The organism is Phenylobacterium sp. (assembly GCF_037138395.1).
Lineage (GTDB): Bacteria > Pseudomonadota > Alphaproteobacteria > Caulobacterales > Caulobacteraceae > Phenylobacterium.
Map to the genome: position 1 here is coordinate 1 of NZ_JBAXIM010000082.1, position 11,398 is coordinate 11,398.

Genomic DNA, 11,398 nt, shown 5'->3' on the forward strand with positions numbered 1-11,398 from the left:
CACCACCACCCCCCACGACGAGGTAGTCCACGCGTACCCCGCCGCCGGCGGCTCGGCGGCCGCCCAGGCCCTGGGCCCGCAGGCCGCGCAGGCCGGGCGGGCGGATCAGTCCCGGCGTCCCGCGCATCAGTAGTCCGCCCCTTCCACGCAGAAGACCACGCCCGCCTGGGCCTGGCCGATGGCGCCATAGAGCTTCTCCCCCGCCCCCAGCAGCAGGGGGGCGGAGTCCGAATACCCGAAGTCCACCGCCGCCTGGGCCGTGGAGGGCGAGACGGTCACGGCGGGCATGAGCCGGCTGGCGAAGAAGCGCTTCACCGTCCCCGTCCCGTCGTGGTCGCGGAACAGCTGGCACTCGGTGGCCGTCAGGCTGGCCCGGGTCACGGCGGTCACCCGCGTCACCCGCGCCCCGTTTGGGCCGGCGGCAAAAACCAGGGCCGCCCCGACAGGGGCATCGCCATAGGCGGCATTGGCAAGGCTGGCCACCCCCGAGGCCGAGCGCGGGACCTGGGGCGTAATGATGGAGTTGGGCGTCACGGGCATGGAAGGTCTCCGGAAAAAAAGGGGTCAGAGGGCAAGGGACAGGGACAGGGCAAGACCGGCCACTGAGCGGTTGAAGTCCGAGATCGCCGAGGTCGTCAGGGGCGCCCAGCGGGGGGCCTGGCCATCCGTCACCAGGGGCAGGCCCGCGGCCCCCTCCTGGCCGGGCAGGCTTCCCGACTGGCCGGCCCAGGCCTGGGCGTCCACATAGGCCTTCAGGGTCCGGCCGCCGATCTGGGCGCACAGCACATTGACCCCGTCGCAGGTCACCGGGCCGGCGTCCCCGGGGCCCAGCACCGCCGCCTGCCCCGCCCCTGTGGTCAGGGTCAGGGTCCCGGCGGTGGCGTTGACCACGTCATAGCGCTTGCTCACCGAGGGCAGGGTCACCGTGCAGCCCCCCGGACCGGTGAACTTCAACATGGCGGCGCGGGCCTGGTCGGGAGCGAAATTGGCGCTGGTCAGCACCGCATTGCCGGTCAGGTTGATGGCGGTCCATCCGGCGATGGCGAAGTCGATCAGGGCGATCACGGTATTCAGCTTGGGCGCGCCCCAGGTGTTCAGGTTCTCGCCGGCGGCCTGCATTTCCAGGCGCAGGCTCGGCGTGGCGGTAGAGGGCATTCAGACTTCCTTTCCGGTGTCATGACGGATCCAGCGGACTCCGTCGGAATGGGCCAGGACCCCCAGGTCCCGGATCAGGATCAGGCGCCAGGGCCAGGCCCCCGCGGGGGGAAGGTCGGCGCGCAGGCAGGTCGCCGCCGGCAGGGGGGCGGTCGGCGCCTCCAGGGCCCGCAGGGCGTCCAGGATGGCGCCCAGCAGGGGGCGCAGGGCCGGCGGAGCGCCGGGGCCCGGATCGGCCGGGATCATGCCCGCCACCTCGGAAGCACCGCCGCCGCCGGGTCGACCCGCAGGGGCGCAGGGCCAGCAATCCGGGCCTCACGCATCCGCGCCTCGGTCAGGGCGGCGTCGAACCGGGCGGCGAACACCGCCAGCATCTCGCCATCGCGCAGGAAGGGCGCAGCCTCGGCCAGGGCGCCGAACAGGTAGATGTCCGGGTGCTCGACCAGCACGGCGTTGACCGGCCGGGCCTCCGACAGCCGGGGCCGGGCCCGGTAGGTCAGCTCCAGGCTCACAGCCCCCGCCGGGGGCGGGTCCAGGACCAGCCGTCCCGGCTCGGCACGGAAGCCCTGCGCCGTCCCGTCCGCCGTCCGGACCAGGGCCAGGACGTCGCGCAGGTCAGCGGGGGCCGCCAGCTCGGCCTGGCCAGGCCCGGCCTCCAGGGCGACCCGGACCGTCAGGCCCGAAAAGCCCATCAGCCGGTTCATCCGCGCCTCGGCCAGGGTGATGAAGTCGCCGGTCCGGCCAGCCAGGTCCTCGCGGTCCAGCCAGTCGGCTACCGCCGCCTTCAGGTGGTCATAGGTGGCGAGCCCCATGCGGGGGTCTCCTCTGTCAGGGGGGAAGGCGGGAAGGCCAGGAAGGCCAGGAGGGAAGAGAAGAGGGCCCGACCCTCGCCGCCCCCGGAACGCGTCCGGAGGCGGGAGGGCCCTTCAGCCTCAGTTACAGGCCAGGCGGCAGGCCAGCTGCGGACGCAGGGTCCGGTAGCCGTAGAGGACGTCCAGCCGGCAGGGGAACCTGTCGCTGTTGATGTCGTACTGCCGCACGATCCGCATCGAGATCCCGTCGAACACCTGCCGCGCCGAGAAGTCGACGCCCCGGGGCATGACCAGGTCCGCCGTGGCGAAGGCGAAGGCGCTCTTGTGGTAGAGCATGGACAGGCCGTGCGGGGTGTTGGCCACCCCTGCCACCGTCACCAGGGCGGCTGTGTTCGACTGGGCCACCGTCACTGTCTGCATCGGCCCGGTGGTGATGATGGCCGGCCAGATCTGCACCACGCCGGCACCCCCGGCGAAGGCCTGGGTCACCACGAAGGACTGCAGGATCCCGGTGTTGGCCTTGGTCTCCGGATGGACCCGCATGACCCCGGCAAGGGTGAAGACATCCCCCTTGGCCAGGGTCCCGGTCCCCGCCGCCACCGTGATGGCGGTCACCGGGGTGGCGCTCACCGGCAGGGCGGCGCTGGTGGTGTTGGTCGTATAGCCTGCTGCACCGCCGCGCAGGTGCGCCGGCCACAGGGTGTTCTCCATGAAGTCGAACCCCGCCGTGCGGCCCATATAGCCCTCGCGGTACTGCTTGGCCACGGCGTCGGAGTCGTTGAACAGGCCCTTCAGGGCGTCCACCAGGTCCATGTTGTCCTGGGTGTTCAGGTTGGCCGTCCGGCCGCCCAGGGGCGCCAGGTTGTCCACCAGCATCTTCCGGCCCTGGAGGACCTTCTGGAAGCTGGCGGCCGCCCCCTGGCTGTTCACCTGGTTGGCCACGTCCTGGTACATGGTCATGGCGTCCGCCTCGATGGAGGCGGCCAGCACACCCATGGCGGGCTCCAGGACCCGGTCAGAAAAGTCGTCCAGGGTCATGGTCAGGTCGACGCTGGTGAAGTTCAGGTCCACGCCCTTCTGGGTCTGGACCTTCAGCTCGACGCTGGTCTCGTTGGTGTCCTGGGTCGCCAGGGCCGGGCCGGTACGCACGGCGTACTGGTTGGGTAGGCGGACCTTCAGGGTATCGCCGACCTTGGCGCCCTGGCGGGCGAAGCGCTCGTCGTACTCCCTCGAAATGGTGCCGACAAAGTTCAGTTTCTGGTGCAGGCCTTGTGTTCACCCCGGGTCGCTGGGCCGGGACCGCCCTTTCGGGCCGCTGCGGGTTTCCGCCGCAGAGCAGACTATCTCATCACCCACCAGGCCCAATGGACCTGCGGGGGTGCGATGCGCTTCGGGCCGCTTGGCCCTACTCCCTTCCGGGATAGTCGTTACACCTTCCCGCCCCCGTCGTCTGGGGCCGGGCTTGGCTCGGTATATCCATGTGGCGCGGGGCCCGCGGCTAAGGGGCGGCCGGGCGCTTGCGCCGTTTAGGGGTTCACCGAATTCACATCGTTCTTCGACGCGGGTCGCCCCGCGAAGGCGCCTCAGTCGACGCGGAGGGCCTCACGGGTGACCGTGGCGGCCGAAAGCAGGGAATTGGGCATAAGGGTTCCTTTTCCGGGCGGCGCCCGGCGGGGTTTCAGTTTCAGGGTTCAGGTCGTTCAGGCGCTCCGGGGCGGCGGTGCTGGAGGTCTCCAGGTCCACGCCGGGGCACCAGGGGAGCGGCGCGAGATCCCCTGGGAGGGGGCCTGCTCGCGACGCCGGAAAATCCATTCGTTCAGGGTCTTGGGCGACGCCGTTCGCGCAGGCCGGCGGCGTTGCGCCGGCGCATCCACTCGCCCGTCTCCATCCGGTCGTCCAGGCCAGGGACGCCTGAGCCGGGCCGTCCCGGGTCTGCGGCGGGCCGCATCGCCGGCCGCGCCGCCCGTCGGTCGGCTTCGGCCAGTCGCCGGGCCAGGGTCTCGCCCAGGTGGGCCCGGTGAAGGATCCGCCACAGGCGTGGATCGTTGATCTGCCTCAGCTCGTCAGCCTCGACGCCGAAGTTGCGGGCGAAGTCGGCCAGCTGGGCGGCCAGGGCTGGCGACCAGCCCTCGATCTGCTCCGACAGCGCCCGGCCAGTGGCCAGAACCGCCTCGGCCTCAGCCGCCTCATTGGCCATCCGGGTCTCGTGTTCCTTGCGCGCCAGGTCAAAGGCCAGGCGCTCCCGGGTCTCTGACAGGCCCAGCCGCCGCTCCCGCAGCGCCCGGGCCCGTTCCGGGTCCGCCGCCTCCAGGGCCGGCCAGTCCAGGCCGTCCAGGGCTCCGGCCTGCTCGTCCAGCAGGTGCAGCCGCGCCCGGCCGGCGATGTGGGCACCGGCGGCCTCATGCTCGGCCTGCGCCTCCCGCCGCCGCTCCGCCAGCTCCTGAGTCTTGCGGGTATAGTCCGCCTGCCGCAGGAAGGCCGACTTCAGCTCTGGCGGCGCCAGCCAGACCTGCCCATCCACCTCGATCTCGCTCCACCCGGACCGGTCATCGGCCTCGGCGTCTTCCGCCTCGGCGTCTTCGGCCTCGGCCACCGTCTCCTCGATCACCTCCTCGGCCAGGTCCACACTCTCACCCGGGCCCTCGTCCACGACCTCGTCCGTCATCCGCAATCCTCCATCATGAAAACATCCTGCCACAACCGCGCGACGTGAACAAAAATAGAACAGATAATTCCTCCCCCCAGGGGGAGGTGGACCGCGCAGCGGGCCGGAGGGGGTCAGCTGAGCCGCCGTTGACCCCCTCACCCGGCTCCGCCGGGAGCTCCCCCTGAGGTGGAGCATTTGAGAGCTCTAATTCCGCCCCCAAGGGGGAGGTGGCGCGCGTAGCGCGACGGAGGGGGTCAACGGCCTCTCCACTCCCCCCTCACTGCGCCTCAGTCCAGCGCCCTCACCGCCGCGCGGACCCTCTCATCCAGGGCTCGCCTAAAGTCGGCCTCGTCCCGGTCGATCAGGGCGTTGGCTTCACTGACGACGAGGGCGTCCATAGCCACCGCCCGGCTGACCCGGGCTCGCCTGTAGAGCCAGGCCGAGGCGTCCGCCCAGTTCCAAAGGGGGCTGTCGCTCATCACCCGCGCCCGGGGTGGGGGAAAACCCTCCGCCCGGTGGCCCCGGAAATAGTTGGTCAGGGCCGAGCGGCTCAGCTGCGCCCGGCCGGCCATGTCCGCCAGGCTGACCAGGGGGTCGGGCTCGATCCGCACCACCTGCGCCCCCGCCGCCCGGACATTGTCCACCGCCGAGGCCAGTGCCGCCTCCAGCGACGGGGCCCGTCGGGCGAAGTCGACCAGGATGCGGCCCTTCTGGAAGGCGATCGTGGCGTCATCACACCCGGCCTCCAGGAACCGCGTCTCGAAATCCTCGGCCGATGGATCCAGCCCTGTGGCGATGATCGTGAATTCATGCGTCTCCATCGGCAGCCTCCTGTCCGCCCGCGTGAGGGCATCTGTCCACGGCGCGGCGGATCTGACGGGCGTGATCGCCGCCGTTCCGGGGCGTTCCCCAGATCCCGACCTGGCAACCCTCCCGGTCTGCATGGGCGCAATAGAGACGCCCCCAGTGGCCCTGCATCCGCACCCTCCATCCCAGCGCCTCTGCATGCCGCACAGCCGCCTCCACCTCCTTGTCAGGGTGACGGGGCCTAGCCGCCGAGACCACGGGTATCGCTCAGGCCGTGAACATCTGTCAACACTTGAAAACTCCTGCTGGATCACAGACTCCATGAGCGTGAACAAATAAGGAACTTTTATGGCCCTCACCCCCCGCCATTCGCCCGCGCCAGCCGGCGGGCCACCTCGTCCGCCCCCGGCCAGTCGAGGTTCTTGGCCAGCAGATCCCCGATCAGCGGTGCCGCCGGCGGGAAGGCGCGGATCAGCTCGATCATCTGGCTGGCCGCCTCCTCCCGGCGCGAGGCGAAGGAGGGTCCGGCCCGAACCGTCAGGTCATAGCGCCCTGTGCCCAGGTCAAAGACCCGGCCCCCACCGCCCTCGGCCCCATTCACAGGCGCGAGGGCCGGGACCCCATCCGGCCCCAGGATCCGAACCATCCTCTGGGTCGAATACACCTTGGGGATCAGGTCGATGAGGATGCGCCCGGCGTGGCGGATCGCCCGGGACAGGTTGTCGATATAGTGGAAGGTCGAGACATCCCCCTCCCTCTGCCGGGCCAGGATCGCCTTGCCGGACGTCTCGTTCGACCGCGCCCCCAGGCTGGCGTCATGCAGGCCCATGATCGATTTCAGGTCGTCGGCGGCGTTCAGCGCCTCCTGCAGGGCTCCCGCCGGAACCCCCGCAAACGGCTGGCGGTGGGGCGGCTCGGGGCCGTCGTACTCGATGAAGGCGTGGGTCTGGCTGTTGGCCGTCGTCCACTTGGCCTGGTCAGTGTCGAAGGCGCCCTTGCGCCCGATGAAGGGGGCCTTGGGGGCCAGAGCCACCAGCTCCGTCGAGGTCGTGCGCCAGTAGTTGAACATGCGCTGGGCGTCCCGGGCGTCGCGCACCAGGCCGCGAAGGCGCCGCCGGCCATCGACCCGGATCTCCTCGCCATAGACCGGGACCAGGGGGATGTAGCGCCCCGGCCAGTCCACCGTCTCCAGAACCGCCGCTCCCGAGAGGATCCTCTGCACCACCCTCAAGCCAGGGACCTTGCGGGGCGGACCGACCGGCGCCAGGCCCGAGGCCTCCAGGTAGGGCCGGCGGGCCTCGAACGCCCCAGCCTCCATTTCCTGGCCATCTGAGAGGGTAATCAGCGTCCGCTCCACCGCCTCGCGCCGCCAGGCCTCGACGATCCGCACCCGCCGCCCGCCGTCTCCGCCAAGGAACGACGCCTCGACCTGAGCCTCGTCCTCCATCGACCAGTCCACCGGCTCAGCGTCCGGCCAGCGGGCCCGGAAGGCTGCCAGGCCCATCTCCCGGGTCACGAAGGCGACGTCCCAGTCCGAGGAGTCCGCCGCCAGGGAGTCCGGGTCGCCCCAGACGCTGAAGGGGTCGGCCACCCGCTCGATGGCCAGGTCCAGGTCCTCGCCGCCGGTCTCCGAGGCCCGGGCATTGATGCGAAAGACGCCGAAGCCGCAGGTCACGGCAAAGTCCAAGGCCGTGTCGTAGGCCACATCGGCGTCCGAGGACTGCTCGATATTGCGGATCAGGCCGTTCAGCACCTCGGCCGTCTGCGGGTCCGCCGCGTCATCCACCGGATGGCAGGTGATAGCCGGCCGGTTCTGTCGCGCCTCGTTCACCACCTGGCGGATAAAGGCCGGCAGCCGGTTCAGGGTCAGGCAGGGCCGGCCCTCCAGCTCCCGCGCCCGGCGGATGGCCTCGGGCCACTGCTCGCCCAGCCGGGCAAAGCGCAGGTCCTCAGCGGCGGCGTCCCGGTCCTGCCGCATCGCCTCCCGCGCCCGGGCAAAGTCCGCCCGCGCCCGGGCCAACACCGTCTCGTCCGCTGTGCGCGTCTCGTCCTGAGTCTCGTCCGTCATGTCCATGTCCTCAAGCCATCCAGTCCAGTTGATGTTCGCGGCGCTGGGCGGGTCGCCGTACAGCGCTCCCGCCCCGCCGGTTCAGGGCGTAGAGCCCCAGGGCGTCGGCCGCGTGGCTCGCGCCGTCGTGCAGGGGCCCGGAAAAGGTCTTAAGGGCCGGGCTCCAGCGCTTTCGGTAGGCCCTCAGCCGGTCCAGGCCGGAAGCGCACCGTCCGGCGTCGAAGACCGTCATGGGGATCATCTGGCGCATGGCGTGGACCCGGTCCTCGGGGTCGGCGGCGGGGCAGACCTCCACCGGGCTCACCCCCAGGCCCGCCAGGGTCTCCAGCCGCGAGCGCCCCGATGCGCCCAGTTCCCGCACCTTCACGTCGTGGGGCAGGTAGTGGCGGCCATAAAGGAAGGGCCGGTCGGCCAGGGCCTGGCGGACGATGGCCTGCAGCCCCTCCCCGGAGGTCTCGAAATAGTCGATCACCCGCACCTCGCGGCCGGCCTCCTGCAGGAACCAGATGGCCGTGGCGTCGGCGATCCCCAGGTCCCAGGCCGTGTCCACCCTCAGGGAAGGATCGTGCGGCACCGCCGTGATCCGCCCGGCCTTGTCCGCCTCCCCCAGGACCGAGCCGTAATAGGCGCCCGGCGCCGGGGCATCGAAGGCCACCAGGTATTCCGTGGCAAAGCGGGCCCGGCCCTCCTCCGCCGATCCGGTCTCGGCCACCAGGTCCGCCTCCTCCCGGGCCAGCTGCTCGGCGGTGAAGACGTCGGTGTGGGTGGCCGGCGACTTCAGGGTGAACCAGGCCGGGTCCCGGCTACGGCTCTCGAAGGCCCGAACCGCGTGGTTGCGGCCCCTCGGCGTCCACAGGAACAGGGCCCAGCCGCCGTTCTCCGCCAGGATCGGCCGCAGGTAGGTCCAGGCCTCGGGCTTGGCCAGGGCCCACTCCGAGAACACCACCCCCAGGGGCGAGGCCCCCACCAGCCGGTCATAGTTGTCCGAGCCCGCCACCTGCCAGACCGACCCGTTCTTCAGCTCGATCCGCATGTCGCCGCCCCGGGTCGAGGCGCGCAGGGCCCTCGGGAAGGCCTCGTCGATCCGCCTGCGGCCAGTGTGCGGGTTCACCGCCTCCCAGATCGCCTTCCGGGCGTGAGCGGTCTCGGGCAGCATGTGCCAGTAGACGCCTGGGCGGGTGACCATCCGGCTCGCGGTCCAGTGCAGGGCCACCTCGTCCTTGCCCCAGCGGCGATGGGCGGCCACGTCGGCCCTCAGGCCTCCCGCCTGCAGATAGCGCCAAAGGTCCAGCTGATAGGGCCGGGGGGTCCAGGTCGTGGGAATCTTCATCAGAATTCCGCTGCCTCCACCACCAGTCCGGCGGGCCAGCCCTCGGTCTCCGCCACCGCAGGAGGCCGCCCCGGAACCTCCGGGGTCTGGCGGGCCAGGCGTGCGGCCAGCCACTGCCGGGCGGCGATACGCATGCGCGAGATCTGCAGGGTCTCGGGGCTGGCCGCGTCAGCGATGGCCGTCACCTGGTCGGCCAGCCGCCGGGACTGGGCGTCCAGGGCCGCGGCCAGCATGGCGGCGAACTCAGGCCGGCGGTGGGTCCACCACTGCAGGGTCGCCAGGGAGGGCATGCCCTCCTGGTCGCAGGCCTCGCTCACCATGGCCCCGTCAGCCACCCGGCGGCAGAACTCTGCAGCCCGGGTCAGTCCGTAGCGCTGGGGCGCCACCCCCGCCGCGCAGGCCAGGCCGAACAGGGCGGCGAATTCGGGGTTACCGTCCAGCCAGCCCCTCAGCTCGCTCTGCCGCACATGGAAGGGCGCGCCCCTCAGGCTCCGGGGCGAGGCGCCCGCTGCCGTGCGGTCACAGATGTCCAGGCCAAGCGCGCGGGAATAGATCACCGGCGCGCCGGCGTCTTTCGCCGTCGATGGGGTCATGAAGTTGTGGGGTCCGGGAAGGAGGATCCCGAAGCCGCAGGCGCGGCTCCGGATCAGGCCTGCATCCTAGCCCCGGCTCCGCGCACGGCCAAAAAATACTGCGAAGGATTTTGCCCCGTCAGTGGGCCTGCAGGCTGGCCCGGGCGTCTTCCCGGCGGGCCTTGCCGCGCACGGCACCCACGTCGGCGGTCTGCACCGGCTTGGCCTTGTTGCCCCAGCTGCCCCGGACATAGGTCAGGGCGGCGGCGACCTCGTCGTCGTCCATCTCGCCCTGGAAGGCCGGCATGCCGCCCCGGCCCTCCAGTACGATCCGGGCCGTGGCCTTGGGGTCTCCCGTCACCACCTTGCTGCCCACCAGGGTCGGGAAGGCTCCCGGCACGCCGACGCCGTTTGGCCGGTGGCAGGCGGCGCAGTTCTCCACGTAGAGCGTACGCCCGTCCGCGGCCTGTGCCCCTCCCGCCGTCAGGACCAGCAGCAGGGCGCCGCTGGCGATCCATGTGGTGCGGATCATGCCTTTCCTCCTTCCGCCTGAATGCGCGCGTGCAGCTTGGTGATCTGCTGCCAGGCGCTCTCGATCCCTCCGGCCTGCCAGCCGGTCAGGTAGCTCAGGTGCTCCCCGGCCAGGTAGAGACGGCCGTCCGGCTCGCACAGGACGGGATAGGCGCTGGCCCGCGCCTCGTCGCTCCACTGGGCCCAGCCGCCCAGGTTGTGTTCGATCCGGTGCCAGGCCGCCGAGAACGATGTTTCAATGTTGTCGGAATAGCCGGGGAAGACCCGGTTGCCCGCCCGGCTCGCCAGGGCCTGGCGCTCGGCCAGGGACAGGGCGCTGACCTTCGCCGCCTGGGCGCCGAACTGGTAGTAGCCCTGGATCACGCCCTTGCGGCCCTGCCAGCCTGTCGAGGGCAGGGTCATGGTCAGGATCTCAGGGTCGTCAAAATAGACGTGGCCCCCGTAGATGCCGTGGTCCTCTTCCCAGAACCGCCGCTTCATCTGCAGGCCGATCTTGCCGACCAGGGCGTAGGACACCGCCCCGATCGCCGCCTTGAAGGGCTTGGAGGCCTGGATGTCCATCTGCCTGAGGACCGACAGGGGAATTGTGCACAGGCAGTAGTCGGCCTTCAGCTTGCCCGTCTGGCCGTCCGGACCGGCGTAGGTGATCTCCACCCCCTTGTCCGACTGCCGCAGGGTCTTCACCACGGTCGAGTAGCGGATCAGGTTGCCGACCTTGGCCTCGAATCCCTTGGCGATCCGGTCCATGCCGCCCACCGGCTGGAACATGGTCCTCTGCTGCTCGAAACCGGCCACCGACCGGACCGTCTTCCAGGCACCCGAGTTCAGTACGTCCTGGAAGGCGTAGGGGGTTGAGGCCTTGCCTGGCCCCGGCGAGACCCCGGCACCCGGCAGGACGTCATAGCCGCGTCCGTCCGTCCCACGGTAGGCGAGGTCGGAGTCCAGGTAGCCCTCGTTCACCAGGTAGGCCAGGAACCGCTCGCGGTCCTCGGCCGACATGGACTGGTCCAGGGCACCCTGCTTCACCGACTTGGCCAGGATTTCCGCCGCGCCGCCACGAATGTCGGCGGCGACCTGTCCCTTGCGCAGGGGCTTGCCCGCCAGCGGGCCCTTTCCCTTTCCATACATGACGTAGGAGGCGTCGTTGTCGTTCACGAACACCTCGAGTGGGATATTGAATTCCTTCGTGTAATGCAGGGTCGAATGATGGTGGTAGGGGATCCGCCACGGCCCGTGATTGATGTACAGGCCGTCGTCGAAGTCACAAGTCTGGGTCTCACCGCCCAGTTCCGTCAGGGTGAAACCCTTGCGGGCCGTCTGGCAGCGGCCGCCGGCGAAGCTCCGGGCCTCCAGCACCGTCACGTCGTAACCGGCCCGGCTCAGCTCGTAGGCCGCGGTCAGGCCGGCAACCCCGGCGCCCAGGATGACGATCTTTCGCCCACCCCCGCCTGACAGCTTGGGCGGCCCGGCCATCGC

The 11,398-nt window shown here is 70.7% G+C and carries 12 protein-coding genes; all 12 read right to left on the reverse strand.

Annotated elements, in window-relative coordinates:
* Positions 1-126: 126 nt before the first annotated feature.
* The 12 genes from WCJ52_RS07990 to WCJ52_RS08045 all read right to left on the reverse strand — a co-directional run bounded on the left by WCJ52_RS07990 (position 127) and on the right by WCJ52_RS08045 (position 11,395).
* On the reverse strand, positions 127-540 hold the full coding sequence (locus WCJ52_RS07990) for a hypothetical protein (protein WP_336902778.1): 414 nt from the start codon (positions 538-540) through the stop codon (positions 127-129).
* 24 nt (positions 541-564) lie between these two features.
* Positions 565-1,155: a hypothetical protein gene (locus tag WCJ52_RS07995; RefSeq protein ID WP_336902779.1), complete on the reverse strand. Its 591-nt coding sequence runs from the start codon at positions 1,153-1,155 to the stop codon at positions 565-567.
* Complete coding sequence (locus tag WCJ52_RS08000; protein ID WP_336902780.1) at positions 1,156-1,401, reverse strand: hypothetical protein; 246 nt, start codon at positions 1,399-1,401, stop codon at positions 1,156-1,158.
* On the reverse strand, positions 1,398-1,967 hold the full coding sequence (locus WCJ52_RS08005; protein ID WP_336902781.1) for a hypothetical protein: 570 nt from the start codon (positions 1,965-1,967) through the stop codon (positions 1,398-1,400). Before WCJ52_RS08005 ends, WCJ52_RS08000 begins: the two co-directional genes overlap by 4 nt.
* Positions 1,968-2,087: 120 nt before the next feature.
* The gene (locus tag WCJ52_RS08010) at positions 2,088-3,233 is read right to left on the reverse strand and encodes a P22 phage major capsid protein family protein (protein WP_336902788.1); all 1,146 of its coding nucleotides are present in this window, start codon (positions 3,231-3,233) and stop codon (positions 2,088-2,090) included.
* A 550-nt stretch (positions 3,234-3,783) separates the two neighbouring features.
* The gene (locus WCJ52_RS08015) at positions 3,784-4,632 is read right to left on the reverse strand and encodes a hypothetical protein (protein ID WP_336902782.1); all 849 of its coding nucleotides are present in this window, start codon (positions 4,630-4,632) and stop codon (positions 3,784-3,786) included.
* Between the two features lie 269 nt (positions 4,633-4,901).
* Complete coding sequence (locus WCJ52_RS08020) at positions 4,902-5,435, reverse strand: hypothetical protein (RefSeq protein ID WP_336902783.1); 534 nt, start codon at positions 5,433-5,435, stop codon at positions 4,902-4,904.
* 341 nt (positions 5,436-5,776) lie between these two features.
* Positions 5,777-7,489 carry a portal protein gene (locus WCJ52_RS08025; RefSeq protein WP_336902784.1) on the reverse strand — a complete coding sequence of 571 codons (1,713 nt, stop codon included), beginning with the start codon at positions 7,487-7,489 and terminating at the stop codon, positions 5,777-5,779.
* A 10-nt stretch (positions 7,490-7,499) separates the two neighbouring features.
* The gene (locus tag WCJ52_RS08030) at positions 7,500-8,819 is read right to left on the reverse strand and encodes a hypothetical protein (protein ID WP_336902785.1); all 1,320 of its coding nucleotides are present in this window, start codon (positions 8,817-8,819) and stop codon (positions 7,500-7,502) included.
* On the reverse strand, positions 8,819-9,412 hold the full coding sequence (locus tag WCJ52_RS08035) for a hypothetical protein (protein ID WP_336902786.1): 594 nt from the start codon (positions 9,410-9,412) through the stop codon (positions 8,819-8,821). The genes WCJ52_RS08030 and WCJ52_RS08035 overlap by 1 nt, the downstream gene beginning before the upstream one ends.
* Before the next feature lie 118 nt (positions 9,413-9,530).
* Complete coding sequence (locus WCJ52_RS08040) at positions 9,531-9,923, reverse strand: cytochrome c (RefSeq protein WP_336902787.1); 393 nt, start codon at positions 9,921-9,923, stop codon at positions 9,531-9,533.
* Complete coding sequence (locus WCJ52_RS08045) at positions 9,920-11,395, reverse strand: flavin monoamine oxidase family protein (protein WP_336902789.1); 1,476 nt, start codon at positions 11,393-11,395, stop codon at positions 9,920-9,922. The genes WCJ52_RS08040 and WCJ52_RS08045 overlap by 4 nt, the downstream gene beginning before the upstream one ends.
* Between the last annotated feature and the right edge of the window lie 3 nt (positions 11,396-11,398).

Coding starts and splice junctions, on each gene's coding strand:
- WCJ52_RS07990 (WP_336902778.1), bottom strand. CDS start 540: ATGCCCGTGACGCCCAACTCCATCATTACGCCCCAGGTCCCGCGCTCG.
- WCJ52_RS07995 (WP_336902779.1), bottom strand. CDS start 1,155: ATGCCCTCTACCGCCACGCCGAGCCTGCGCCTGGAAATGCAGGCCGCC.
- WCJ52_RS08000 (WP_336902780.1), bottom strand. CDS start 1,401: ATGATCCCGGCCGATCCGGGCCCCGGCGCTCCGCCGGCCCTGCGCCCC.
- WCJ52_RS08005 (WP_336902781.1), bottom strand. CDS start 1,967: ATGGGGCTCGCCACCTATGACCACCTGAAGGCGGCGGTAGCCGACTGG.
- WCJ52_RS08015 (WP_336902782.1), bottom strand. CDS start 4,632: ATGACGGACGAGGTCGTGGACGAGGGCCCGGGTGAGAGTGTGGACCTG.
- WCJ52_RS08020 (WP_336902783.1), bottom strand. CDS start 5,435: ATGGAGACGCATGAATTCACGATCATCGCCACAGGGCTGGATCCATCG.
- WCJ52_RS08025 (WP_336902784.1), bottom strand. CDS start 7,489: ATGACGGACGAGACTCAGGACGAGACGCGCACAGCGGACGAGACGGTG.
- WCJ52_RS08030 (WP_336902785.1), bottom strand. CDS start 8,819: ATGAAGATTCCCACGACCTGGACCCCCCGGCCCTATCAGCTGGACCTT.
- WCJ52_RS08035 (WP_336902786.1), bottom strand. CDS start 9,412: ATGACCCCATCGACGGCGAAAGACGCCGGCGCGCCGGTGATCTATTCC.
- WCJ52_RS08040 (WP_336902787.1), bottom strand. CDS start 9,923: ATGATCCGCACCACATGGATCGCCAGCGGCGCCCTGCTGCTGGTCCTG.
- WCJ52_RS08045 (WP_336902789.1), bottom strand. CDS start 11,395: ATGGCCGGGCCGCCCAAGCTGTCAGGCGGGGGTGGGCGAAAGATCGTC.